Raw genomic sequence first — 26,026 nt, 5'->3', positions numbered from 1 at the left:
TTTTAAAACCGTAAAAGATTGCTATGAAAATCTCCCGCATTGCGCTTCCGTTTCGAGTATTTCTTCTCTGCATTTTTCTTTTCCCAATGGTTTTTTGTGCACAATCTGCACAATTCTTTAAACAGGGGAAAGTACAAATCGATAGCAACATTATAAAAATTCCGCTCCAGTATATTAATCATCTCCCGATCGTAAAAGTGAAAATTGGCGACCAATTCTATAATTTTATTTTCGACTCCGGAGCACCAACAGTAATTTCTAAAAAGATTTACAACTTATTGGGTCTGACTCCAGGTAAAACAAAAAATGTAGTCGATTCGCAAAAAGCAGAAAGTAAGCAGATCATTACCGTTTTGCCAAAAATGCAGATAGAAACAATGGAATATGAAAATATAGGGAGTATTGTTATCGATTTCTCTGATCATGAATTTACCTGTAATCAGATCGAGGGGATTTTTGGGGCAAATCAAATGGAAAAACTTTACTGGAGAATAAATTATAACGAGCAGGTAATTGAAGCCTCTAAAAATCTTGCGGATTTTAATCTTGATGGATATACCAAAATTCTGTTTAAAACAGAAGAACAGCAAACTCCCAAAGTTAAGGCTGAAATCTTTGGTAAGGCCTTAAGTTTAACTTTTGACACAGGATTTACCGGAATCGTAAAAGTAAGTAATTCTGATGGTTTTCTGGAAAAGAAAGTTTCTGCCTCCCAATTATAACGAAAGTGAGGGTATAAATGCTGTAGGCATTTTTGGAGCCGGTAAAAATAATAAAATATTCATCGCAAAAATATCATCACTCCTAATAGATCAGAATGATTTTGGTAAAACCCTTATCTTGTCCGGAAATTCAAATCTAATTGGTAACAGATTTTTCGAAAATTATTCTGTTATATTGAACTGGAAGGCGAAACTAATTTATTTAAAAAAATTAAAAAATGGTGCAGACGATGAATCTACATTCGGTTTTGGTTATAGATTTATTGATAAAAAAGCGATTATTGTACAAGTTGAAAAAAACGCTGCAGCCGGATTAAAAACAGGTGACGAAATTTTAAGTATCGATGGAGTGAGTCTGGAAAATCTCACTGCAGAAGAAGCTTGCAATTATTACACAAACAGGCTGGAGTCTGGCAAACAAAAAATTGCTCTAAAAATTAGAAGGGAAAATTCTATATTTAATTTTGAAGTAAGAAAACATGGCTTCTTCACCAATTAATTTAATCCCGGTTTTGTGAAAAAAAATTACGAACACATCATCTCAACCACTTTTAAGAAAATTCTTTCAAGGGAAAATCTTGGAAAAGTGCCGGATTATATCCCGGAAATCGCATGTATCGATGAAAATAAATTTGGCGTTTCTATTACAGATTTAGAAGGATTTAATTGTGGCGAGGGCGATTTCGAAGAGAAATTTTCCATCCAGAGTATTTCGAAAGTTTTTGCGCTCTCTTTTGTCTATGAAAAATTAGGAGAAAAAGTGTGGAGTCGTGTTGATGTAGAACCTTCGGGGAATGCATTTAATTCTCTTTTGCAGTTAGAAGCCGATAACGGAATTCCACGAAATCCTTTCATCAACGCCGGCGCTTTGGTGATCTGTGATTTATTACTGGAAATTTGTAAAAATCCGAAAGTGGAATTAATCAAATTTATTCGCGATCTGGCTGATGATGCTCAAATTTTCTTCAATGAAAAGGTAGCTTCCAGCGAAATGCAAAACAGCTACCGAAATTCTGCCATGTGTAATTATATGAAATCGTTTGGCAACATCAACAGCAAACCTGAAGATGTTATTGAACTTTACTGTCATCTTTGTTCCATCGAAATGACCTGCAAACAACTGAGCAAAAGCTTTTTATACTTAGCAAATAAAGGTAGAAAACCTTTCGACAACGAACCTATTTTATCATCCAGCAAGGCAAAAAGAATTAATGCGATCTTACTAACATGCGGATTTTACGACGAATCCGGCGAGTTTTCTTTTCTCGTAGGTTTACCTGGAAAAAGTGGAGTTGGAGGCGGAATCGTCGCCATTTATCCTAAACATTACTGCATTGCCGTGTGGAGTCCGAAACTCAATCAGAAAGGTAATTCCTATCGTGGTATGAAATTTTTAGAAGAGTTTACGACCCAAACCGGAGAAAGCATCTTTTAAAAGAAGTGGGTTATAAGTTGCTGATCAAATTTCAATTTTCTGAAATTATCTCTTATCCTTTCAACAAAAATTCAGTAATTACTGTTCATGTTTTTTGCGAGGAAGGCAATGATTAAATTTAATCAATGTCAATAAATTGGTAAGTGCTTTAATTTCCTGTGAAAAATTTATCTTTGTGGAAATACAATGACAAATTCTGTGAAAAATTATCTTAAATCTTTCTTATTTTTATTCGCCTTTCTTACTTTAACGAGTTGTTTTGAAATTCTTGATAAAGTAAATATCAAGGCCGACGGAAGTGGAGAATATTCCATTATTCTCAACGCCAGTAAAAGCAAAACGCGCATCGCCTCCATTTCTAAAATGGAGACCATCAACGGGAAAGCGGTGCCGAAAAAATCAGAAATTCAAAGCAAAGTCAGTCAAGCTGCGGCTGTTTTCAAAACAACTCCCGGAATTACCAACGTAAAAACAAGTACGGACTTCGAAAATTACATTATCAAACTCAGTTGTAATTTTCAAAAGATCGAAAATATCAACGAAGGAATTGAGCGTCTGAAAGCGAAAAAGATCATCGGTAAATTATTTCCTTCTCAACTGTACACGAATAATCTCGCGGCAAAAGCTTTCACGAAAAACAAGATCAATTCGTACAAAAGTAATTATGAAGAGTTGAGCAAAGCAGATAAAGAAATCTTTAGTACAGCTAAATACACCACGATTTTACAGTTTGAAAACACCATAAAATCACAGACAAATTCAGCTTTTACGATGTCACCAAACAAAAAAGCTCTGAAATTAGAAGGAAATATTTTAGATTTCATTCTTCAAAAAAAGCAATTATACAATACCATTCTCTTTAATTAAAATCGATATGCAATATTCTTTACTCCAAAAATCTTTCTCGTTCCTAAGTCTCTTCTGCTTTCTGGCAATTTACGGACAAAACACATTTAAGCTCCCTGAAAATGCCGTTTTCTACATGGAAATGAATGGGCAACAACTTAATAAAAAAGTGAATTGGGCAAAACTGAATCCCGTTTTTCAGGAGGTTTTAAAGAATGAAAATAAAACGAATATCTGGAATGATTATTCCAAAACCGGGCTCAAATACGACGATAAGCAAATTCATTATTTCATCTTCAATGATTCCGTAAAAGCGTATAATGCTCATTTCATTTTAGAGGACGAAAAGCGTTTCCAGAATTTTGTTAATTCTGCGACAAAAGAAGGATTAGAAATTACGAAGAAAGCTAAATATTCCTATGTAAGTTTAGATGAGAAAACCTTTATTGCCTGGAATCAAAATCATGCATTCTTGAAAATCATTAATTATACAAAGCCTTTTGAGTATGATGATTTAGAGGACGAAGCAGACAGTACCGTCGTCGTAGACAGTGTGGCTGCGGTTCCGGCGATGCCACATATTGAAAATAATTCGGAGGAAAATATGGCTGATGCGGAAGAGAAAGCATTCGACGATAAAGAAGAAATTCAGTATTTAGAAGAAGATCTGGCCTACTACAGAGAATCGGTCAAAAGTTCCCAGTCCGAAATCGAAAGCATACAAAAAGACATCAAGTATCTAAAAAAATATCACAAATATCCGAAGGAAAAAGTGGAAGCAGATGCTGTAGAAAATGAAGACAGTACGATGGCGCCCGATGAAATGGATTCTGCAGATGAAGAATCAGATGAAGCTTATGAAAAGAGAATGGATTCCATTAAGATCGATGAGTTTAAGATCGTAAGCAATCTGGCAGAAAGCTCATTTGAAGACTTTTTTAATTCGAACTTTATGATTGAAGTGCCTCAGAATACGACCAAATTTAAAGATTCAAAGGCAGATCTTTTTGCTTTTACGAATCTGGGGAATATTTTTAAAAACAGCATGAACTTATACGGGATGCCAAATGTTGGCGGTGTACAAAATTACATGCAGAAAATGTATGATGCAGATTCCTCTTATAATCTCTATTTTGAGGAGGATCAAGTAAAATTGGTTACCAATTATCAACATCAGGATCCGAAGATGCAGAAAAGCTTTGCAGAAATGTATGATGGCAAAACCAGCAGGAAACTTGCGAAATTACTTTCAGATCAAACGGTCGGCTATTTTTCTATGAATTTTAATAGCTATAAAAGTTTCGATGCGATGTATGATCTAATAGAGAATGTTACCGAAAATCAAGAGTACCAGAAAGAGATCTCGTTAATGGTTGAAACCATGAAGATTGCATTAGACGAAAAAGCCCTTTCTAAAATTGTACCCGGTAACATGATTTTTATTCTTAATGATCTGGCTTATAAAAAAGTTGATTATACCGATTATGACTATGACGACGATTACAACGAGGTTGAAGTAACAAAAACCAAAGACGTTGCGATCCCCAATTTCACCTTTGCCTTTGAAACGGAAAATGAAGGATACTGGAACCGCTTCTTCGATATGTTGGCAACCAATAAAAATACGGCCGAAAATTTTGTGAAGAACGGAGATTCCTACGCGTTCAAAGAAAAAGAAAACACGCAGTTTGATCAACTTGTCTTTACCGTAAAAGAAGGGATCGTTTATATCACGACTTCTGCAGCCAACGTTGGAGCGAAAACACAATCCGGTACTACGAGAAAATGGTCCAAAGAAGTGGGTAAACATTCAATTTCTGGCTGGTTGAACACTCCAAAATTAGTTGAAGGTTTAGAAAAAGAATTTACCGATAAGAAAGACACGGCGATTTATCGTTTACTGCGCAAAAATTTAGGAGAGATCACATACAAAACCGACGTTAAATCGGAAAGTATTCAAACCGAAATGAACTACAATATCGATAATTCGTCGGAAAATAGTTTGATGTATTTCTTTGATCTTTTTGATGAGATATACAAAATTACTTCCCCAGACAAGCAACCTAAAAAGTTGTAAATGAAGAAGAAAATAGCAGTTATTCTTTTTGTATTAATTGCAATCGGAATATATCTGGTCTTTTATAAGACCGATAAAACTTTGAAATTTGTCCCAAAAGATGCTAATGTTGTGATTTTGATCGATGTTAAAAAATTAGCGCGACAGTCGATTTTTCATTTTGTCACAAATCCTTCGGAGTGGTTTACAGGTTCAGAAAATAAAAAGGTTTTAACTTCTATCCGAAAGTCCGGACTGAAAATTCCGGATTATCTGCAGATCTTCAATGTGAAAAATAACCAGCTTTTAAATTTTTATACGGTTGTCGAAATTAAAGACCATCAAAAATTAGTCGCATTTTTAAAGGAAAATCGCTTTAAAAATCCAGAATCCAATCGCTTTCAGAAAGAGAACTTAAACTTCATCATTGTTGAAGATCAATGCATTATTACAAACTCGGTTTTTTCTTCAGCTAACATTGAAAATTCTATTCATCAAACAAAAGTTTTTCAAGCCGATCAGTTCATCGGTAATTCGGTTGCAAGCGTTTCTTATATTTCTGGGCAGAAGATTCAAAACTTTGGAATTGATGTATCCGAAGATGAAATTGAAATCAGAAATACTTCAAATATCTCCAGGTTTACAAAACTTATAAAAAATCTAAGCGCGCAAAACCATTCCTTAGATCTCGAACTGGACAAAAAGAATATTCAACTTTTTAGCCGTATTTCTAGTAAAAACCAAATTGATTCGGCTCAGATTTCGGGTGTGAAAATAGCAGCAGAATTTGAATTGGTGAATGATACAATCATCACTTACGGATATGATGATAATTTTGATGAGACCGAAATAAAAACCGTACAAAAGATTTTACAACCGAATTTTACGGCCATTTTAAAAAGTAGGAACACCGAAAATGCCTGGGATTATTTCAGACATAAAAAATGGATCAATGATGATTTTCAATTTACAGCCTTGCCTTTGGGACCGAATGAAATATCGAAGAATCAAAACGGAATAATCACACGATCGCTTCGAAAACCTTTACCGTCGGGTAAGTGGCAAAATCAAAATTATATTTTCCTCAACAACAATGTAAAGTTCCATCCAAACGGAAGTAATAAAAACTCCTTTGAAAATAAACTTATTTCGAGTCTTAATTATATTTTTTACGGGAATAAAGATGAAGATTATTATTTGAAAATGAAATTTAAGAAAGGGAAATTAAAATCAATGTTCAAACTATAAAAGATCGGATAGACAATGAGCGATCATTTCTCTTAAAACCTGAACAAATTTTCTCTTGCTTTCTAATTCGAAAATTTCTATATTTTCAAAAATCGAATATGAAATTAAAGAAGTTACTGCACTGGACCATCATTTTCCCAGTTTTGTCCGCCGCTTTTTATTTACTTGGATTCTTGAACGATTCCATTATCAGTAATATTTTAGGTGCTATTCTTTTGTTTTCCAGCGTTTTAGCCGCAGTTCATCACGCCGAAGTTATCGCCCATAAAGTTGGCGAACCGTACGGAACCATCATTCTTGCGATCTGCATTACTATTTTAGAAGTGGGCTTAATCATTTCTTTCATGCTTTCCGGCAGCGAAGGCGCACAAACGTACGCCAGAGATACTGTTTTTGCAGCCGTGATGATCATCCTCAACGGAATTCTTGGGATCTGTATCTGGGTTGGAAGCCGAAAATACAAAGAACAGTTTTTCATCACCAATTCAGCAACCTCTTATCTGGTAAGTTTGGTGGCGATCTTGGTTTTAACTTTGATCTTACCTAATTATACTTCAAGCGCGCGTGGACCTTATTATTCCGAAGCGCAGCTCATTTTTATATCATTAGCCTGTCTTACAATTTACGGCAGTTTTTTGATGTTTCAAACCGTTCGTCACCGCAACTATTTCGTGATCGAAACGCCCGGCGAGGCTTTACATGAAGCCGATCCACCTTCCTTGCAGAATACATTACTGAGTTTAGGAATGCTTATCGTCTGTCTTGCGATCGTGATTTTTATGGCAAAAGGCCTTTCACCAGTGATTGAAGATTTTGTCGAAAATGTTGGAGCTCCCAGAGCTTTGGTCGGAGTAATTATTGCCGCGGTTGTGCTTTTACCGGAAGGTTTAGCTGCGATTCGCGCTGCACGAAATAATCAAATTCAATCTTCAATTAATCTCGGTTTAGGTTCTGCCCTGGCAAGTGTCGGACTTACCATTCCCGCAGTTTCGGCGGTTTGTATTTTTTACGATATTCCTTTTGTTCTGGGACTCGACATGAAATCGATCATTTTACTGGCGCTTTCCGTCTTCATCGTTATGCTTTCTTTGAGTCGTGGCAAAACAAATCATTTGTACGGAACCGTGCTTTTGGTCAATTTAGCAGCTTATATTTTTACCGTAATTGTGCCTTAAATTAATTGAGTTTTCTGGCCATTTCCATTTTATAACCCATCAGATTTGCAATGTTAGTCGCTTTGTAGATCGCAGTTTCAGCCATTTCGCCCGTGAAGTTTTCCTCAATCGTTTGCGTCCATAATTTTATCCAGTGTTCAAAGTGGAATTTTTCCATCGCAACTTTAGAATTAATCGGGAAATGAACGGCCATCGGATTTCCTTTGTAAGAAACGTTTCCTAACAATAGCGTTTCCCAGAACGAATACATTTTCGGTAAATGATGACTCCAATCGACCTTTGCCACGTCATTGAAGAAGAATCCAATCGTTTCGTCACTTCCTACTTTATCGTAAAATTTATTCACTAAAAACTCAATATCTTCTCTCGTTTCCAATTTTTTCATAGGTCAAAATTAAGGAATTTATAAGCATTCGTTTATGATCTGAAGCATGATAATTATTGGGGCGGACAATTCGCGCTATTCACTCCTACACCTCAATCGTCGGCTCCACTTTGTTCCGCCAACTCTTTCGGGGGTAACCGTTGCTATCGCGGCCGCAGATCCCGCTGTTAAGATAAATTTCATCTGCATTTTGATGATCTTTTCTCACAGATAGCACAGATTTTCACAGAGATTATATAAAAATGAACCATACTTTAACCCTTCGTTGAGTAAACGCCTTTGCGAATGTAATAATGCTCAGCCTCGAAAAAATAACTTTGCGTTCCTCGCGTGAAAATAAATTCAAATCCTGCGTCACATCTTTCGACCAAAAGAAATAAAAGTATTTTATTAATTTTTCGACTAATTTTGCACAATGGCAAAAACCAAAGGCAGATTTTCCCGTTTAAAATCCCGCGACGATAGTGGCTTCAGTTCGAATGCCACGGGAAGATTTATAAACAAAAACGGAGTCCCAAATATCAAGCGCGCCGGTTTATCAAATCCACTCGAAAAATACAGTTGGTATCACACTTTGCTCGATTTACCTTCCTGGAAATTTCTGTTGTTTCTTGTTCTGGGATATATTTTAGCGAATATATTTTTTGCACTTGTTTACTATATGATCGGCATCGAACATCTTACTGGAATCGATAAAAGTACAACCGTCAATGAGTTTACCGATGTTTTCTTTTTCAGTTCCCAAACTTTTACGACGGTAGGTTATGGTCGAATTGCACCTGTTGGATTTTTAGCGAGTTTAGTTGCGACATTCGAAGCCTTCCTGGGATTATTAGGTTTCGCAATTGCCACTGGTTTATTTTACGGAAGATTCTCCCGACCAAGAGCTTTTTTAAAATTTAGTACAATAGCGTTAATCGTCCCTTTTGAAGAAACAACAGCGTTGATGCTGAGAATGGCGCCTTATAAAAACAATCTGTTAACAGATGCTCAAATTATTCTCAATTGCGCCATCGAAGTTATCGACGAGGACGGTAAAGCAGAAAGTAAATTCTTTGTCTTAGAAACGCAGCTCAGCAAAATTAATACACTCGCTCTTAACTGGACCGTTGTTCATAAGATCGATGAAAATTCGCCTTTCTTTGAATTAACGAAAGATGATTTTACCAAAATGAATATTGAAATCTTTGCACATGTTCGGGCTTTTGATGAGGTTTTTGCGAATACTGTGGTGCAGCGGACTTCTTATTCTTCACCCGACAACGAAATTATTTTCGGCGAGAAATTCAATAAGATGTATGCGCCATCAAAAGATCAAAAAACAACTGTGCTGTATCTAGATTTGATTGATTCTTACACTCCTGCAAAAATTTAGAAGATGATGGATCTCGAATTTTATAAATCACAGGCCGCTTTAAAACAGAAAGAACACAAGAAAGTTCTGGAGAATATTAAGCGGAAACCGCCGAAAAATCTGGATTACATTGTGCAGGAAACGCACGACGAAGTTTTCGAAAAAATAGATTGTCTGCAGTGTGCGAACTGCTGCAAAACAACCGGTCCACTTTTTACACAAAAAGATATAGAGCGCATCTCAAAACATCTGCGCATGAAACCTGCGGATTTTGAAAAGAAATATTTACAGACCGATGAAGATCAGGATAAGGTCTTGCAAAATCTGCCTTGTTGGTTTCTGAATACAGATAACACCTGTTCAATTTATGAGGTTCGCCCGAAAGCCTGTCGCGAATTCCCGCACACCGATCGAAAGAAGATTTACCAGATCAATCATTTAACCATCAAAAATACTTTGATTTGTCCGGCTGCATTTGAGTTTGTAGAAAGAATTCAAAAAAATATAGAGAAGAAATAGATTAAAAAAACCTCTTAAAGTCTTATAATTAAAGTTAAAGTTAGCTTTTTGAAATACTTGCCTTAATTTCTCAGCGTTATTGGTGTATTAAAATTAAAAAAATAGGATTATGAAAAAGTTATCAATCGCAGTAGTTTTATTTGCTGCAAGTTTTACATTCGCGAAGGCACAAGTAACAGACTCAACAAGCAAAGTAAAAGTAGAAACGGCAGTAGTAGCTCCAGCAGAGATGGAAGCAGACACAACTGTAATGGCTCCAGCCACAGATGATGTTAAAATGGAGGCGATGAAGGAAGACCAAATGGAAGTTAAAGCAGACGTTACCGCGGACAAACAAAAAGCAAGAAAAGAAAAAAGAGAAGCTAAGAAATTAGTAGAGTAAAAAAATCAGAGAAGTAAAAAGAAAGAAGAATTCCTGCAGTTTTGCAGGAATTTTTTTGGATTTAGCGCAAAAATAAAAAGCATTGATCAACAATGCTTTTTATCCTTTCACTTTACTTTGTTCCCCTTAACCCGGGACAGGTTTTATCATAAAAATGTCCGGGAAATTTCCCGGACTTTTTATTTATACTACTCCTTGAGCTAACATAGCTTCTGCTACTTTTACGAAGCCGGCGATATTTGCACCTTTCACGTAATTTACATAGCCATCGTCCTCTTTACCGTAATCTCTGCAGGCTTTATGAATTCCGATCATAATTTCTTTTAATCGCGCATCAACCTCTTCAGATGACCAGTTTAAACGAATAGAGTTTTGCGTCATTTCTAATCCGGAGGTTGCAACACCACCCGCGTTGGAAGCTTTACCCGGAGAGAACAGGACTTTGCTGTCTAAGAAATAATTAATAGCTTCTAAAGTCGATGGCATATTTGCCGCTTCAGTCACACAAACTACTCCGTTTTCAACTAATTTCTGAGCGTCCTCTAAGAATAATTCATTTTGCGTTGCAGCTGGAATCGCGACGTCACATTTTACATCCCAAGGTCTTTTTCCTGCATGGAATTCTGCTTCCGGATGTTTTTTAATATAATCTTCGGCTCTGTTGTTCCCAGAAGAACGAAGTTCTAACAAGGTGTGAATCTTATCACCGCTAATGCCGTCTTTATCATAAATATATCCGTCTGGACCAGAGATCGTAACAACTTTTCCACCTAATTCTTCTACTTTTTTTACAACGCCCCAGGCAACATTTCCAAATCCAGAAACGGTAACGATCTTTCCTTTAAAGTCTTCGCCAATTGTTCTTAACATTTGCTCTGCAAAATAAACAACACCATAACCGGTTGCTTCCGGACGAATAAGGGAACCACCGTATGCTAAACCTTTTCCGGTAAGCACTCCTGTAAATTCGTTCTTGATTTTTTTATACTGTCCGAATAAATATCCAATTTCTTTCGCTCCAACACCAATGTCTCCAGCAGGAACATCGGTTTCAGGTCCTATATATTTGCATAATTCCGTCATGAAAGCCTGGCAAAAACGCATCACTTCCATGTCTGATTTTCCTTGTGGATCAAAATCAGCGCCTCCTTTTCCACCACCCATTGGCAATGTTGTTAAGGAGTTTTTGAACGTTTGTTCGAAAGCTAAAAATTTTAGAACAGATAAATTAACGGTTGGATGAAAGCGGATTCCACCTTTGTAAGGTCCAATCGCAGAGTTCATTTGAATTCTAAAGCCTCTGTTTACCTGAATTTCGCCTGAATCATCAACCCATGGAATACGGAAGATGATGGTTCTTTCCGGTTCCGCCATTCTTTCCAACAGTTTCATACCGTTATATTCTGGCCTGGTCGCAATAAAAGGAATTACAGTTACTGCAACTTCTTTTACGGCCTGCAAAAATTCCGGTTCGTTGGGATTTTTAGCTTCAATTTTGGCAATAAACTCCTGAATCTTTTGCTCTACGTTATAGTGTTCCATAAATGGGTGATTATTATTGTTAACAAATTTAATTTTTTTTTCAAAACTTGCAAGATAAAATTTCCAAATTGACAAAATATTAATAAAAATCCGTTTTATTTTTATTAAATTGATAATTTAGAGACTTATAATAACAATAATTGAATGTTAAGCCAATATCAATAAATTTTTAAAAATGCTTCAACGCTAAAGCGTAAGATATTGTCTTCCCGAAAGTGCTTTAATAAATCCCGAAATCTCAAGTTGAAGCAAATCAGGTAATATTTTATAGGCTGCAATATCAATTTTTTCCGAAAGTTCATCCAAAGAAATTGGACTTGTTTTATTGATTGCGTTTAAGATATTTTGTTGACTGTCTGAAAGTTGGATCCTAATTTCGGAACTCGGAAAAAGGTCTCCGGTTTTTTCGGTGTCTTTCATAAAACCAAGCTGTTCTGCTAAACCAGAAACGGTAGAAATGACGCCGGCTTTATTTTGAAAGATCAGTTGATTACAACCCTGGCTGAATTTGTCGGAAATTTTTCCGGGCAGTGCGTAAACTTCTCTGTTATAATTGAGTGCAAAAGTTGCAGTGCTTACAGAACCGCCACCAAAAGCCGTTTCTACCACAATCGTAGCCGGAGATAAACCTGCAATAACGCGGTTTCTCTGGATGAAGTTTTCCCGATCTGGTTTCTGCGAAGAGTTAAATTCGGAAAATAAAACACCGTCTTCCTCCAGGATTTTTTCTGCTAATTTTCGGTTTTTCGAGGGATAAAGGGTATGAAAGCCATGCGCCAAAACCGCAACTGTTGGTATTTTATTTTCGATAGAAACCAGATGAACTTCAGTATCAACTCCCAAAGCTAATCCGCTTACGGTGATAATGTTCTTCGTTTTTATCTCCTCAAAAAAATCGTGGATAAAATGTTTTCCGTAGGAAGTAATATTTCTGGTTCCAACTAAACTTAAAGGTTTCAAAGCAGCGTTGTAAATTCCTTTCTGGTATAAAATTGCGGGCGCATCTTCGCATTCATTAAGTAATGAAGGCAAATGATTTTGATGACGAAGATTGATCCTTATGTTTTCTTTCTCGCAAAATTTTAGTTCTAATTCCGCGAATTTTAAATGCTCCGGATTTCCTATCTCCAAAGAAATTCTTTTGCCGATTCCGAAAATGTTCTTCAGACCGGATTTCGAAAGATCCCACACTTCTTTTGCGGAACCAACTTCACCAATTAGTTTACGGAAAATAATATCGCCAATTAAAGGGCAATGTCGAAGGGCAACAGAATAAAGTGTTTCTTCCGAAAACATGCAGAATTTTTATCAAATTTATCAAAAAATATCTATTGTTTGCGGATTTCATCTAAATGATCCCAGATGTCATCTTTCTTTTTGTAAGGCAGATCCAGAAAATCATCAGGATGGTTTTCTTTGTAGTCCTGCCACAGTTTATCATCCTTTTCACTATAATAATTCGGAAATTCCCAAATGAAGCGGATGTTTTTCTCGCCACTTTTACGAAAAATAAAGGCCATAATTATTCCTACAATTGCTCCGGAAAGATGTGATTGCCAGGAAATTCTGCTCGGTACTTCCAGATTAGAAAATAGTTCTTCGGGCATTACGCCCCAAATTAAACTGCCGTAATAAAGCGCTACAACCAGCGAAACGGTGAGTAATTTCATATTCCACCGAAAAATTCCGCTAAAAAAAAGAAAGAATGCTAAAGTGTAAACAATACCACTCGCGCCAATAATGCAAACCTGATCAATTTCTCCAGTGAAAATATCTATTGGCGGAAGAAGCCAGACTAAAAAGGCTGTAACCAACCAACCCAGAAAGAATACTTTTTTCGCAATAAAAGAATAGAATTGAAAAAGCAGAAACATCAAAACGAAAATAGGAACTGAGTTTCCAAAGATATGTTCCAGACTCCCATGAAGAAAAGGAGAAAATAAGATACCTTTTAATCCTGATGGATTTAACGGAATTATTGCACCACTGCATCCATCAAATAATCCTAAATGTTGAAAAAGAAAACCCAGCCACATTGCAGCAACCATAAGGGTTCCGTACAGAACAGCTTTTAAATTTAGGGTTTGTTTAAACATTATTACATTTTGTCAAAACTATTGCCAAAAAAATTATTGAGTAAATATGGCTATAACTTTTAAGAAATTAATTGAAATTGAGACAAAAAGTGACAAATTTTATCCTGTAAGTTTTATGCTTTTGATTGTTTGCCTTAAATTTGTGGACTATGAAAAAGGTTTTTCTTGTTATTGCTTTGCTGTTTATTTGGTCGTCGCTCTTCTCTCAAAAAGATCGAAATATTTTAAAAGAAATAGATTCTATTTCTCAGAAAAGATGGGATTCTGTCGCACTTGATCTAGACAGTCTCGCGGATCCGAAACTGGTTAATTTCGACAGTCATTTTCGGGATACGATCGTAATTCGGGACAAAATAGTGATTTCTAATATCACCGATGAGATCCCAATTACACCCTACAACCTGCTGAAAATGAATGGTCCTATCAGATGGTTTTATTACGGCCAAAACAATTTGGTGTTCAATCAATCCTCGTTTTCTAACTGGAATTCCGGCGGAAATAACAATATTGGAATTATCGGTAAAATAAAATATAACCTGAGTTACAAAAAAGGGAAACATTTCTTAGATAACAACCTGCAATTAGGGTATGGATTTGTAGCTTCACAAGGCGAGGCATCCAGAAAAACAGATGATTATATTAATTTAATGACGAACTACGGTTATGATATTGGAAAGAACTTTTATCTCTCCACAGGTTTTCAATTCTTATCACAGTTTTCTGCGGGATATAATTATTCCTTGACTCCGGATCCAAATTTTGATGACCGTATTTCAAGATTTATGGCGCCGGGATATCTGAATGCCGGTTTGGGGATCTCGTACAATCCGAATGAAAATTTCCAGATTATTTTCCGACCGGTAAATGGCAAGTTTACTTTTGTTACCGATCCGGCTTTACAAGTAGCCGGTAAATATGGTTTGGACAAAGATGGACAAAGTGTACGTTCGGAAATCGGAACTTTAGTCAATATTCTGTACCGCATTAAAATTTACAAAGACATTAATTTTGTAAATCAAATCAATTTCTTTAGCAATTATATTTTCCACCCGGAAAGAGTAGATATTGCTTACAACGGGACTTTAAATATTAGATTTAATAAATTTATCTCTACTGTGGTGAGTTTAGATCTGCTCTACGATCACGACCAAATTCAGAAACTCCAGATGAAGCAGACGCTTGGAGTTGGATTTTCTTACAATTTAGGCTTCGAAAATAAGGAGAAGAATAAAAAATTAATTAAACCTTTCATCGCGGATTAGTGTAATCAAAGTCATAGAAGCTTTTTTCGGTTTTGAGAAAATTAGTGGCACGCGAATTGAAAAGTAGTTCCTTACAACTTAAAATTCACATTATGAAAAAGTTTTTTTTATCAGCACTTCTTTTAGGTGCTTTCGCATTTGGATACTCGCAATCAACCTATTACAATGATTATACGAACAGTGTAAACACTTTAAATTGGGAATCGGTTGCATCGAGCTTGATCCTTAATTCTACACAAAAACAGCAACTGTTGAATTTGAATAATCAATATCCAACGTACGATTCATGGAATAAGAAATATGCAAATCAACCTGAAAGATGGTCCACAGATCGGTATATTTCTATGCAAAGAATTATGGGTAATGACAAATACGCAAAATTCAAAAATAAATATTACAAAGGTCAAAATCCGGTAGCAGTTTATAATAAAAACAAGCATCACGATTCGCGTAAGAAACATTTAACGCACAAGTCAAAACAAAGAAAAAATTCTTACAAAGCGATGGATTACGAAAAAAGTAAAAAACGTGGCGACGGAAGTCATCTTTGGGTAAAAGGAAACGCGAATGGAAAAGGCCATAGTAAAGGTAAAAAATAATACAGTTTTTTACTATAATAATTTAACAACCGATTCAGGATAAAACTTGAGTCGGTTTTTTTATTTTTAGTAAGGCTCAAAAGCGCTGGTTTCAGAACGAGTAAAGAATTAATTATATTGTAATTGGCTCGTGTTTTATGAACTATACATTCCAAAACTCTCGATCCAGACTTCGATACTGAATCGCTTCTGCAATATGCGATGAGTTAAGATTTTCTGTCAATTCTAAATCTGCGATCGTGCGGGAAACCTTTAGAATTCGGTCATAAGCACGAGCAGAAAGATTCAGTTTTTCCATGGCAATTTTGATAAGGTTTTTTGAGGCTTCATCAAGTTCACAAAATTTTTCTATTTCTTTCGGACCCATTTGAGCATTGTAATGAATCTCAGTTTCTTTATATCTTTCGGTTTGAAGGTGTCTCGCTTTTAAAACACGATTGCGAATTTCATCACTTTGCTCGCCCTTTCTTTTATCGGCAAGCTGGTCAAATTCAACCTTCTGTACTTCAATATGAATATCGATGCGATCCAGAAGCGGTCCCGAAAGTTTGTTCATGTAGCGCTGCATTTCAAATTGCGAAGAAGTATTGTTCGGATCATCCGGAAAATAACCGCTCGGACTAGGATTCATGCTTGCAACCAACATGAAACTCGCCGGATAATTCACTGTAAATTTCGCGCGGGAAATGGTGACTTCGCGATCTTCAAGCGGCTGTCGCATGACTTCAAGAACGGTTCTTTTAAACTCAGGCATTTCATCTAAAAACAAAACACCGTTGTGTGCCAGAGAAATTTCTCCGGGTTGCGGATAACTTCCACCGCCAACGAGAGCAACATCTGAAATAGTATGATGCGGACTCCGAAAAGGTCGCACAGTCATCAGCGAAGTTTCTGTACCGATTTTACCAGCGACAGAATGTATTTTAGTGGTTTCTAAAGCTTCCTTCATTGTCAAAGGCGGCAAAATACTCGGAAGTCTTTTCGCAAGCATGGTTTTGCCGCTTCCAGGCGGTCCGATCAAAATAATGTTATGTCCACCGGCTGCTGCAACTTCCATGGCTCGTTTCGCTGTTTCCTGCCCTTTAACTTCAGAAAAATCGAAAGGGAAAAAGTTTATTTTATCCTGAAATTCTTTCCTTGTATCCAAAATGGTTCTTTCCAGTGGAATATCTTCATTAAAGAAATCAATGACCTCTTTGATATTTTCAATTCCGTAAACTTCAAGTTGGTCCACGATCGCAGCTTCGCGGATGTTTTGTTTCGGTAAAATAATTCCTTTAAAACCTTCTTCACGGGCTTTAATCGCAATTGGTAAAACACCTTTTATTGGTAGTAATCCACCATCTAAAGACAATTCGCCCATGATGATGTAATCGCCCAGTTTTTCAGCTTTAATTTGATCAGACGCAGCAAGAATTCCTAAAGCAATACTTAGATCGTAGGAAGAACCTTCTTTCCGCAGATCTGCCGGCGCCATATTGATGGTAATTTTTTTGCCCGGAATTTTAAAGCCCACATTTTTAAGCGCGGCAGAAATTCGGTAACTGCTTTCTTTAATAGCATTATCGGGAAGACCGACCAGGTGGTAGCCAACGCCGGAAGTGTCAACATTAACTTCAATCGTAATCGTTTGCGCAGAAACTCCATAAATGGCACTTCCATAGACTTTTACCAGCATGCTTTGTGTTTTGTATAAAATTAGTAAAAATTCGCGGATTGCTTGCGAACTTATTTCAGCGGCTAAATTTTATCATTATAAATCCACATTAAAACAGGTTTTGACGATGACTTTAACATTGGATCAATGATTTTAAAGCTTTCGTTAGAAATGGTAGGGCAACCCCAACCTTCAGGAGTTCCATTCGGAAAGATCTCTTCATCGGCAACCTCGTCCCAGGAATGAAAGACGATGAAACGTTTTAATGCATTACTGTTCGAATCTTCTAAACCATGCATCAGATATTTTATATGAACACCCCAATCGCTGTAAGCTCTCGCTCCAATTTTATATTTTCCAAGAGAAGTGCTGTGGCTGTCTTCAACATTGCTGAAGGAAGGGTTTTCTTTTGTTTCATCACTGCTCCACATTTGATCACCACAACCGTGACCTACCAGAAAACGATGCGTAATTTCTTTTTTCTTAAAATCCCAGATAAAAAATCTCTTCTTTCCGGAATGAATTTCCATGTCAATCAGAATACAGAAATCTTTATTCATTTTATTCTCTTCGCAAAATGCCAGCGCTTCTACAGCTTTCGAACTGTAATCTTTTAAAGCCACTTTCGGTTCTATGTTTATGCTTTCCGGAGGATTTGAAATTACATCATTCTTCTTTTCACTGCAGCTTAAAATTATTGTGAAAAGTAAAATCACTTTTAAAATTGGAGAATCGGTGAACACCATAAAAGTTTTTGTTTGAGACTGAAATATAGGAAAATTTGAGAAGCAGTTCTTGGAAAATAATTTTCGTCATTCATCAAAATCGCAGGATATTTGTCTGGATAGATTTCAACGTGGTATATATATTGCAAATCTTCTTAGTGATTAACGAAAGAATCAAAAAGAAAATTACTTAATTAAAAGACCGTACAATGAAATTTAGTGTAAAGATCAACAACGCAACAACTCTTGAAGAAATCGAAAATTATTGGAAAAATGAAGATTATATTATCCTTTTAGGCTTATTCGACTTTCCAGACGCGAATACGATTAAGGTAGAGAATTTAAGAGAAATGCTTTTTATGGCAATCAGTGATTTTGAGCCAAATGAAGCGGCGAAAATATTACTGACTTATAAGTTGTCAGAAAAGTTAAATGAAGGTCAAATCGATCAAATATCGAACGACATGCTGCTGGATAAGATCTGTGAGGAATATCCGGAGATTGATTTGCATTTCGATTTGTTTAACATCAACCAATTATTATTTAAAGCTTACAACGGAAAATTTCCTAACGCTAAAGCGACGATGGTGAAATTTTCAATTGAGGCAGTAGATAAATTCGAAGATGAATTTACAAAAGAGATTATTTTAAAAGCGATGAACCGCGGACTTTCTGACAGTAACATTATTAAAAGATTATTTTCTGAACAAATGTCTACCGATATACGTTTTCAAGAAGCGGAAGATATTTTATGGAAGTTAGATCAAGAAAAGGACAATAATTTTTCATTGATCACTTCCGAATACTGGATCAACAAGGATGAAATTATCGCCTCAGAATTTGAGGGCGAATGTCTGTTGGCAGAAATTAAGGAGGAATAGTATTCATCTTTAGGTTAACCCAAATTTTTGCTTAGTCCCCAAGTTTTGTGACTGATCCCAAGTTTTGTGACTGATCCCATAAAACATAGATTCCCTTTAAAACAAAAAAAACTCCTCAATTTCTTGAGGAGTTTTGGGTGGGCCCTGAGGGATTCGAACCCCCGACCGCTCCCGATTTAAATCGGGATGCTCTGAACCAAATGAATTAAGATCCGATAAGCTTTTGAATCATCGATTTACTCTTCCAGCTTTTTATTTGCTTTTCCCTGTTTAACGCTTCTGTTTTTGTTTCGAAAGTTTCGGTAAAAACTACGATCCAATCTTTAGTTTTCGCGGTGTAGCCTTTGTGATTGGATAAGTGCCGCTGGAGTCTTTCCTCAATATTAGAAGATGCTCCCACGTAATAGGAGTCCAAAATTTCGGAATAAAGAATATAAATGTAAAACATAAATTCCCTTTAAAACAAAAAAAAATCCTCAATTTCTTGAGGAGTTTTGGGTGGGCCCTGAGGGATTCGAACCCCCGACCGCTCCCGATTTAAATCGGGATGCTCTGAACCAAATGAATTAAGATCCGATAAGCTTTTGAATCATCGATTTACTCTTCCAGCTTTTTATTTGCTTTTCCCTGTTTAACGCTTCTGTTTTTGTTTCGAAAGTTTCGGTATAAACTACGATCCAATCTTTCGTTTTCGCGGTGTAGCCTTTGTGATTGGATAAGTGCCGCTTGAGTCTTTCCTCAACATTAGAAGATGCTCCCACGTAATAGGAGTCTAAAATTTCGGAATAAAGAATATAAATGTGAAACATAAATTCGCTTTAAAACAAAAAAACTCCTCAATTTCTTGAGGAGTTTTGGGTGGGCCCTGAGGGATTCGAACCCCCGACCCTCTGGGTGTAAACCAGATGCTCTGAACCAACTGAGCTAAGAGCCCGATTCCAGTATTTGATTTCTCAAATTTTGGTTCGGCAAATGTACAAAAATTTTCTACTTCTCCAAATTTTTTTCTAAAAATTCTCCCACTACAAAGTTACTTCCGCCAATAAAAATCATTTCATCTTTTTTAACATTCTGTTTTGCAGAAAGGTAGGCCTGTTGAACCCGATCAAAAATTTTATAAATTATTTTTGATTTTTTTAATAAATCTTCATAATCCTGCGGATGTCGACCTCGATTAATGTTTGGTTTGGCAAAATAGAAAATTGAATCGTTCGGAAGGATCTGCAAAACTTCATCGATATTTTTATCATTTACAAAACCGAGAATGATATGTTTAGACTTTGGAATGGAGTTGAGTTGGGCAAAAACCTCTTCCAAACCGGCTTGGTTGTGGGCGGTATCGCATATCGTTAAAGGATCATTTGAAAATTCGTACCAACGCCCAATGAAATTAGTGTTCTTGTGTACGCTTAAAAGTCCCCTCTCAATAGCTTCGGGGGAAATAGCAACTCCAAGATTTTGCAACTCTGTGATCAAAGCCAAAACTACTTTGATGTTCTTTTGTTGGTAATTTCCTTTAAGATCGGATCTATAATCGCTCTTAATAAGTGTGGCGTCGATGAAGTCCGCATTTTGTTCTGCTGCTTTTGCCTTGATGATATTGCGAACGGTTATATTTTCTGCACCGCTAATAACCGGAATGTTGGGTTTAATAATTCCGGCTTTCTCAAAGGCAATTTCTTCCAGGGTTTCGCCTAATATATCCTGATGGTCCAGCGCGACGTTTGTAATCGCGGAAACCAGAGGTGTAATAATATTGGTGGAATCTAATCTCCCGCCTAAACCGACCTCTATAATGGCATAATCCACTTTTTTTTGATGGAAATATTCGAAAGCCATAATCGTGGTAAATTCGAAAAAGGAGGGCGTAATTTCTTTCGGGAGATCTCTTAGTTTTTGAATGAAATCGTAAACAAATTCTTTGTCACAGTTTTCGCCATTGATCTTTATTCGTTCTGTAAAATCGATGAGGTGCGGCGAATTATACAAACCAATTTTATAACCAGCTTCCTGCAAAACGGAAGCAAGCATATTACTCGTAGAACCTTTACCATTGGTACCGCCAATATGGACGGTTTTTATTTTATCTTGTGGATGATCAAAAAGCTCGCAAAGTTTCATGATGTTTTGCAATCCGGGTTTGTAGGCTGTTGAACCACTATTTTGATAATTGGGGATCTGAAGAAAAAGCCATTCTACCGCTTCGAGATATACTTGGTTTGTCATACTGCAAAAGTCTCAAAAGTTTTTGGTTTGAGAAAAATAATTGAATTTTAATTAATATTTTGGGAGAAGCTGAAATTGCGCCCCTGATCGAACGGCCTGTTTGAGCTCTTTTTAGAATTTTTTTGAAAAAAAAGGGTAAAAAAGCGAGTAGTGAGAGCAGGAAATGTGCGCCCCAAATAAAAGTAGAGATTCTAGAAAGTTATTTGATACACGCCTGTTGATGAAGAGGTTGCGCGTTCCGCCTTCACGTATTTTTTGACCCAAGACACGGAGTTTGAGGAAACACACGCATCGGAAATACCACCCAAACGGCGTGCAGAAATCACATTCCCAGCTTTATCGACAGTGTAAGAAATATTAATAGTTCCGCTTGCCGTACAGTTGTGCGCCGGTTGCGCGCCGCCCCGACCCATAGTTCCCGGAATAAAGCCCACTAATTTACGGTCAACACCAATTTTGCTGTCGCCGTTTCCATCGCCACCCAGTGGATCGCCAGCGTTGCCGGTAGTGCCGTTGTTGCCCTGAGTTCCTGTTTTAGTACCGCGACCTTTGATTAAATTACCGATGGCTGCAGTTCCTTTTCCGTCGCCATTTCCGATCTTGGAATTTGCAGTAGTTGCTTTCGCAGCAGTTGTTTTGGCTGGAGTTGATTTTGTAGGTGTAGGTTTTGTCGACGTTTTCGCAATTTTTTCTACTTTGGGCGCAGAAACTTTGGTGTTATTTCCGGTTAAAACTTTTTCTTTTACGATCGGTTTCGCGGGTTCTACTTTTGGTTGTGGTAAAGTTTCCGGAATTTCAGTTTCTGTATTTGCGGCTAAACTTCCTTCCTGGTTTGCAGGTTCTTCAACTTGCGCTCCATTTTGTAAATCCCCGAAATTGATGAGCATCGTGGTGATCTCTTCCGGTTTTTCTGTAATTTTTGTGAATTTATAAAAGAAAATCCCCAGAAAAATCAACAGCGAGATGCCAAAAGTAAGCAGTGCGCTTCTCCTTTTGTCTTTCTCCTGATTTTTTTTATGTTGAATGACGTAATCCATCTTATTCTTTAGAAATTTATTTTATTCCTGAGTTGTCGCAATCGCTAAATTGTAATGATGTGTTTCTGCGATTGCCATTACAAAAACGACATCTTTGTGTTTTGTGTTTTCATCTGCCCGAATGGTAAAGGAAGGATTAGTTTCACCTTTTAAAGCATTCACCAACTGATTTTCGAGATCTTCTTTTGGAATCTCTTTATCGTTCACAAAATATTTGCCGTCTTCTTTGATCGTTACGGTCGAAGGATCCTGAACGCTTGGATTTGCTGCGTCAGCTTTCGGAAGTTTAACATCGATGGCACTTTGACTGATGGCGGAGCTTGTGATCATGAAAAATATCAACAACAGAAAAATAATATCTGTCATAGAGGCCATGCTGAATTCGGCGTTGACTCTGTTTCTTCGTTTCAATTCCATTATAACGGTTTGTTTAAAGCATCCAGAAATTCGTTAACATGCGTCTGAATTTTCAAAACCAAACGATCTACATTGGTTACCAGAATATTATAAAAAAAGTAAGCCGGAATTCCGATAAATAAACCAACTGCAGTGGTTGCCATTGCAGTGTAAATTCCAGAAGCCAACAATTTCGGGCTTACCGCACCGGTTACATTGGAGATTTCAAAGAAAGCCATGATCATTCCGACAACCGTTCCCAAAAATCCTAACATTGGTGCTGCTCCGGAAGCTGAGGCTAAAATATTTAGATTCTTCTCCAGTTTTGAAACTTCGAGTTGTCCCTGGTTTTGCATCGCGTTCGAAATATCAGAAATGGGTCTTCCGATCCTTGCTAAACCTTTCTCGATCATTCTTGCTTCAGGAGAATCGATGGTTTTACAATAATCCACCGCTGTTTGTATTTTTCCTTCCTGTACAAAATCTTTAATATTTTCCAGAAAATTTGGAGTGGCTTTCGAAGCTCTTTTAATAAAGAAGAATCGTTCTAAAAAGATATAAAGCGCCAAAATCCCTAAAAGAAAAATAGCGATCATGATCACATTTCCGACAATTCCGCCGCTGAAAAGAATTTCCCAAAGCGAGAAAACGTGTTTTTCGGTTGTAGTGCTGATCACTTGAGTTGGTGTTTGTAAAAACATTTTTTAGTTTTTGATATTAAAATTGAACGGCAAAAGTACCTTAATAGTATAGCATTTAAGGTGTTTTTTGAATGAGCGGTCTAAATAGATGAATTAATCTTCCTCTACCAAAATTTCATCAGGTTTAAAATGACATTTTAGTTTGAAAGGAATCGGTTCCCCAGATGCGGTATAGAAATCATCGATATTCCCCTTCCAGCAAAGCTGCAGTTCATCTTCGCTGTTTTTATCGAAAGACAGTTCGCTTTCATATAAGTAGGCGTCCTCGTCATCGAAAAGGTCAACTTCTGTATACGAATCTTCGGCGGTATCTGTGATCTCGAAAGTTTTCCCGGCCAATTCGTCATCTTCAATCGGAAATTCAATAATATCCAGCGAAATTTGAGGGAAATTGTATTGTAGAGAATCATCATCAACATGGTCTAAAGAATCATCGGTAATGATTTCAACTTCCAGAAAATGTTTTTTATTGCTGTAAACCGCTTTGCAGTAAGTGCTTTTGATGTGATATTTAAGGGTTTCTTCAGGGTGGTAGATTTTTAAAATCCCTTTCATTTTTTTAGAAAAAAGTGTTAAATAATTGATTTTGAAACTGATTCAACAAAGATAAAAAATTGATTGACAGTGCAAAATTTATTATTAATTTTTTAAAGTTGTAAATGCAAAACACTGGTTTTTATTATAACGGAATCTTAGTCAACTGCGCTGTTACACAGGTATTTGAAGTAAAATTCATCTTCGCGATTTAAACCTTTAAACTTTAAACAAAAACAATTAATTTAGCCTATTCAAAATACGACAATGAAAAACCTGTTTTTTAAATCTCTTTTTGGATTTTTTATAGTGGCGAGTTTATGCTCCTGCAAAAAGTCTGATTCCCCGCTTACCAAAGAAACGCCAGCTGATCTGGATTCGATCGCGGCGAATTACTACGAACAATATTTGAAGCTTTATCCGCTGGAAGCTACGGCTCAAGGTGACTTAAGATATAATGATCAATTGCCGATCAATATCGACAGAGATTTTATTTCGGGAGAAATTACTTTTTATAATTCTGTTCAGAATCAGCTGAAAAAAGTGGATTATAAATCACTGAGCGATGATAAAAAGACGGTGTATAACGTTCTTGATTATACTTTAAAAGATAAAATTGAACGCTACGCTTATCATCCGGAATATATTCCATTCACACAGTTTGGAGGATTGCCCTTGGATTTTCCTTTGCTTGGAAGCGCAGAAGGCAGTCAGCCTTTTAAAACAGAAAAAGATTACGAAGACTGGTTGAAGAGAACAGATAAATTCCCGGAATGGATGGACGCTGCTATCGAAAACTTTCGGGAAGGAATTACGTATCAATATGTGTTGCCGAAGAAGCTCGTTGCGAAAATGATCCCGCAGATGAAATCTCCGGAAATCATTACGCCGGATTTTACGAAGAACATTTTCTACGGACCGATTAATAAATTTCCGAAAAATTTCACTTCAGAGCAAAAAGAAAAGTTTACGAAACTGTATCAGGAGATGATCACGACGAAAATCATCCCGTCCTACAATAAAATGGCTAACTTTTTAGAGGCTGAGTATTTACCGAAAGCCAGAGATTCAGACGGAATTAATACGCTACCCAGAGGAAATGAGATCTATGCTTATTATGCAAAAAGCTGGACCACGACGAACAAAACACCCGAAGAAATTAATAAAATTGGTTTAGAACAGGTTGCAATGTTGCGTGGCGAAATGGAGAAAGTGAAAAAACAGCTGGGATTTAGCGGAACGGTGGATCAGTTCATCAACTTTGTAAAGACCGATCCGAAAGCGATGCCGTATAAAACAGATAAAGAAGTAATTAATGCTTTTAATGGGGTTTTAACGAAGATCACTCCAAAGCTGAAAACCATGTTCAGTGTCACTCCAAAAACACCTTTTGAAATTCGACAGACGGAGAAGTTTAGAGAAAACAGCGCGAGTGCAGAATATATTCCCGGAACCCCAGATGGTAAAAGACCCGGAATATTTTATATCCCACTTCCGGATCCCACGAAATTTAATGTAACCTCGGGTATGGAATCTCTGTTTTTACACGAAGCGATTCCCGGCCATCATTATCAGGTTTCCCTTCAGCAGGAAAACACATCGTTGCCTAAATTTATGCGCTTCGGCTGGTTCGGCGCTTATGGCGAAGGTTGGGCACATTACTGCGAAACTTTAGGTCCGGAGTTGGGCTTATACACAGATCCTTATCAAAAAATGGGTTACTTAAGCGATCAAATGTTGCGTGCGGTTCGGCTTGTTGTTGATACGGGTTTGCATACCGGAAAAATGAGCCGGGAAGAAGCAATCGCTTATTTCCTTACCAATATTTCTTATGATGAAGCCGGAGCAACAGCAGAAATAGAGCGGTATATGGCGATGCCGGGACAGGCGTTGTCTTACAAAATTGGATCTTTGAAAATTCGGGAATTACGCGATAAATACCAGCAGGAGTTGGGAAATAAATTTAGCTTGGCAAAGTTTCATGATGAAGTTTTAAATCAAGGATGTCTGCCTTTAGATGTTTTGAACCGAAAAATGGAAAACTGGGCAAAAAAATAGTAGTCTAATTTCAAATAAAATATAAAAATCCGTTGAGATATTCGACGGATTTTCTATGAATTTTAGTGATGCTAAGTTTTCTGTCTCATTGTAATAAAATACTAAATATTTACTGTTTATGATTGTAATTTCATAAATCAAATTCGAAGTATTTTATTAATTGATTAAAATATTTGAGTATTTTTACTCT

At 36.8% G+C, this 26,026-nt stretch carries 27 protein-coding genes and 1 tRNA gene; 14 read left to right on the top strand and 14 right to left on the bottom strand.

Features of this window, described 5'->3' with window-relative positions; genetic code table 11:
- The first annotated feature begins 23 nt into the window (after positions 1-23).
- The 7 genes from ACZ9HT_RS02230 (at position 24) to ACZ9HT_RS02200 (ending at position 7,482) form a co-directional block, all read left to right on the top strand.
- Entirely contained in the window at positions 24-722 is a 699-nt protein-coding gene (locus ACZ9HT_RS02230) for an aspartyl protease family protein (RefSeq protein ID WP_476038802.1), read from the top strand.
- Positions 682-1,221: a PDZ domain-containing protein gene (locus tag ACZ9HT_RS02225; protein ID WP_476038801.1), complete on the top strand. Its 540-nt coding sequence runs from the start codon at positions 682-684 to the stop codon at positions 1,219-1,221. The genes ACZ9HT_RS02230 and ACZ9HT_RS02225 overlap by 41 nt, the downstream gene beginning before the upstream one ends.
- 15 nt (positions 1,222-1,236) lie before the next feature.
- On the top strand, positions 1,237-2,157 hold the full coding sequence (locus ACZ9HT_RS02220; RefSeq protein ID WP_476038800.1) for a glutaminase: 921 nt from the start codon (positions 1,237-1,239) through the stop codon (positions 2,155-2,157).
- A gap of 186 nt (positions 2,158-2,343) precedes the next feature.
- Positions 2,344-3,024 (top strand): hypothetical protein, encoded by a 681-nt coding sequence (locus ACZ9HT_RS02215; protein ID WP_476038799.1) that lies wholly within the window; start codon positions 2,344-2,346, stop codon positions 3,022-3,024.
- Positions 3,025-3,031: 7 nt separating this feature from the next.
- Positions 3,032-5,080, top strand: a complete 2,049-nt coding sequence (locus ACZ9HT_RS02210; protein WP_476038798.1) for a hypothetical protein — start codon at positions 3,032-3,034, stop codon at positions 5,078-5,080.
- A complete protein-coding gene (locus ACZ9HT_RS02205) occupies positions 5,081-6,307 on the top strand; it encodes a hypothetical protein (protein ID WP_476038797.1) in 1,227 nt (408 codons plus the stop codon).
- Positions 6,308-6,405: 98 nt separating this feature from the next.
- A complete protein-coding gene (locus ACZ9HT_RS02200) occupies positions 6,406-7,482 on the top strand; it encodes a calcium:cation antiporter (protein WP_476038796.1) in 1,077 nt (358 codons plus the stop codon).
- A 1-nt stretch (position 7,483) separates the two neighbouring features.
- On the opposite strand, the gene ACZ9HT_RS02195 is transcribed toward ACZ9HT_RS02200, so the two are convergent.
- Positions 7,484-7,867 (bottom strand): group III truncated hemoglobin, encoded by a 384-nt coding sequence (locus ACZ9HT_RS02195; RefSeq protein WP_476038795.1) that lies wholly within the window; start codon positions 7,865-7,867, stop codon positions 7,484-7,486.
- Between the two features lie 415 nt (positions 7,868-8,282).
- Between ACZ9HT_RS02195 and ACZ9HT_RS02190 the strand changes: the two genes are divergently transcribed.
- The 3 genes from ACZ9HT_RS02190 (at position 8,283) to ACZ9HT_RS02180 (ending at position 10,122) form a co-directional block, all read left to right on the top strand.
- Positions 8,283-9,242: an ion channel gene (locus ACZ9HT_RS02190; protein WP_476038794.1), complete on the top strand. Its 960-nt coding sequence runs from the start codon at positions 8,283-8,285 to the stop codon at positions 9,240-9,242.
- A 6-nt stretch (positions 9,243-9,248) separates the two neighbouring features.
- A complete protein-coding gene (locus ACZ9HT_RS02185) occupies positions 9,249-9,740 on the top strand; it encodes a YkgJ family cysteine cluster protein (RefSeq protein ID WP_476039197.1) in 492 nt (163 codons plus the stop codon).
- A 109-nt stretch (positions 9,741-9,849) separates the two neighbouring features.
- Entirely contained in the window at positions 9,850-10,122 is a 273-nt protein-coding gene (locus tag ACZ9HT_RS02180) for a hypothetical protein (protein WP_476038793.1), read from the top strand.
- A 183-nt stretch (positions 10,123-10,305) separates the two neighbouring features.
- On the opposite strand, the gene gdhA is transcribed toward ACZ9HT_RS02180, so the two are convergent.
- The 3 genes from gdhA to ACZ9HT_RS02165 form a co-directional block, all read right to left on the bottom strand.
- On the bottom strand, positions 10,306-11,664 hold the full coding sequence (gene gdhA / locus ACZ9HT_RS02175) for an NADP-specific glutamate dehydrogenase (RefSeq protein WP_476038792.1): 1,359 nt from the start codon (positions 11,662-11,664) through the stop codon (positions 10,306-10,308).
- 186 nt (positions 11,665-11,850) lie between these two features.
- Complete coding sequence (gene dprA, locus ACZ9HT_RS02170; RefSeq protein WP_476038791.1) at positions 11,851-12,960, bottom strand: DNA-processing protein DprA; 1,110 nt, start codon at positions 12,958-12,960, stop codon at positions 11,851-11,853.
- 32 nt (positions 12,961-12,992) lie between these two features.
- Positions 12,993-13,760 carry a rhomboid family intramembrane serine protease gene (locus ACZ9HT_RS02165; protein ID WP_476038790.1) on the bottom strand — a complete coding sequence of 256 codons (768 nt, stop codon included), beginning with the start codon at positions 13,758-13,760 and terminating at the stop codon, positions 12,993-12,995.
- Between the two features lie 149 nt (positions 13,761-13,909).
- Here ACZ9HT_RS02165 and ACZ9HT_RS02160 point away from each other — a divergent pair, with 149 nt between their 5' ends.
- The gene (locus ACZ9HT_RS02160) at positions 13,910-15,022 is read left to right on the top strand and encodes a DUF3078 domain-containing protein (protein ID WP_476038789.1); all 1,113 of its coding nucleotides are present in this window, start codon (positions 13,910-13,912) and stop codon (positions 15,020-15,022) included.
- Positions 15,023-15,114: 92 nt separating this feature from the next.
- Complete coding sequence (locus ACZ9HT_RS02155) at positions 15,115-15,621, top strand: hypothetical protein (RefSeq protein ID WP_476038788.1); 507 nt, start codon at positions 15,115-15,117, stop codon at positions 15,619-15,621.
- Positions 15,622-15,763: 142 nt separating this feature from the next.
- On the opposite strand, the gene ACZ9HT_RS02150 is transcribed toward ACZ9HT_RS02155, so the two are convergent.
- Positions 15,764-17,299, bottom strand: coding sequence for a YifB family Mg chelatase-like AAA ATPase (locus tag ACZ9HT_RS02150; protein WP_476038787.1), 1,536 nt, complete (start codon positions 17,297-17,299; stop codon positions 15,764-15,766).
- 62 nt (positions 17,300-17,361) lie between these two features.
- On the bottom strand, positions 17,362-18,024 hold the full coding sequence (locus ACZ9HT_RS02145; RefSeq protein ID WP_476038786.1) for a murein L,D-transpeptidase catalytic domain-containing protein: 663 nt from the start codon (positions 18,022-18,024) through the stop codon (positions 17,362-17,364).
- Between the two features lie 188 nt (positions 18,025-18,212).
- Between ACZ9HT_RS02145 and ACZ9HT_RS02140 the strand changes: the two genes are divergently transcribed.
- Positions 18,213-18,884 (top strand): hypothetical protein, encoded by a 672-nt coding sequence (locus ACZ9HT_RS02140; protein WP_476038785.1) that lies wholly within the window; start codon positions 18,213-18,215, stop codon positions 18,882-18,884.
- 205 nt (positions 18,885-19,089) lie between these two features.
- Here the strand turns inward: ACZ9HT_RS02140 and ACZ9HT_RS02135 are convergent, their stop codons facing one another.
- The 8 genes from ACZ9HT_RS02135 to ACZ9HT_RS02100 form a co-directional block, all read right to left on the bottom strand.
- Positions 19,090-19,332 (bottom strand): GIY-YIG nuclease family protein, encoded by a 243-nt coding sequence (locus ACZ9HT_RS02135; RefSeq protein WP_476038784.1) that lies wholly within the window; start codon positions 19,330-19,332, stop codon positions 19,090-19,092.
- A 118-nt stretch (positions 19,333-19,450) separates the two neighbouring features.
- Complete coding sequence (locus tag ACZ9HT_RS02130; RefSeq protein WP_476038783.1) at positions 19,451-19,693, bottom strand: GIY-YIG nuclease family protein; 243 nt, start codon at positions 19,691-19,693, stop codon at positions 19,451-19,453.
- A 50-nt stretch (positions 19,694-19,743) separates the two neighbouring features.
- A tRNA-Val gene (locus tag ACZ9HT_RS02125) sits at positions 19,744-19,818 on the bottom strand.
- A gap of 53 nt (positions 19,819-19,871) precedes the next feature.
- Positions 19,872-21,110 carry a bifunctional folylpolyglutamate synthase/dihydrofolate synthase gene (locus ACZ9HT_RS02120; RefSeq protein WP_476038782.1) on the bottom strand — a complete coding sequence of 413 codons (1,239 nt, stop codon included), beginning with the start codon at positions 21,108-21,110 and terminating at the stop codon, positions 19,872-19,874.
- 191 nt (positions 21,111-21,301) lie between these two features.
- Positions 21,302-22,147: a ferric siderophore ABC transporter substrate-binding protein gene (locus ACZ9HT_RS02115; RefSeq protein WP_476038781.1), complete on the bottom strand. Its 846-nt coding sequence runs from the start codon at positions 22,145-22,147 to the stop codon at positions 21,302-21,304.
- A 21-nt stretch (positions 22,148-22,168) separates the two neighbouring features.
- Positions 22,169-22,564 (bottom strand): ExbD/TolR family protein, encoded by a 396-nt coding sequence (locus tag ACZ9HT_RS02110; RefSeq protein WP_476038780.1) that lies wholly within the window; start codon positions 22,562-22,564, stop codon positions 22,169-22,171.
- On the bottom strand, positions 22,564-23,244 hold the full coding sequence (locus ACZ9HT_RS02105; protein WP_476038779.1) for a MotA/TolQ/ExbB proton channel family protein: 681 nt from the start codon (positions 23,242-23,244) through the stop codon (positions 22,564-22,566). Before ACZ9HT_RS02105 ends, ACZ9HT_RS02110 begins: the two co-directional genes overlap by 1 nt.
- A 93-nt stretch (positions 23,245-23,337) precedes the next feature.
- Entirely contained in the window at positions 23,338-23,799 is a 462-nt protein-coding gene (locus ACZ9HT_RS02100; protein WP_476038778.1) for a hypothetical protein, read from the bottom strand.
- A gap of 246 nt (positions 23,800-24,045) precedes the next feature.
- On the opposite strand from ACZ9HT_RS02100, the gene ACZ9HT_RS02095 reads away from it, so the two are divergent.
- On the top strand, positions 24,046-25,836 hold the full coding sequence (locus tag ACZ9HT_RS02095; protein WP_476038777.1) for a DUF885 domain-containing protein: 1,791 nt from the start codon (positions 24,046-24,048) through the stop codon (positions 25,834-25,836).
- Positions 25,837-26,026 lie beyond the last annotated feature (190 nt).

It is taken from the genome of Chryseobacterium sp. UYP7 (assembly GCF_056279225.1).
This window is presented reverse-complemented; position numbering and strand designations above follow the sequence as displayed.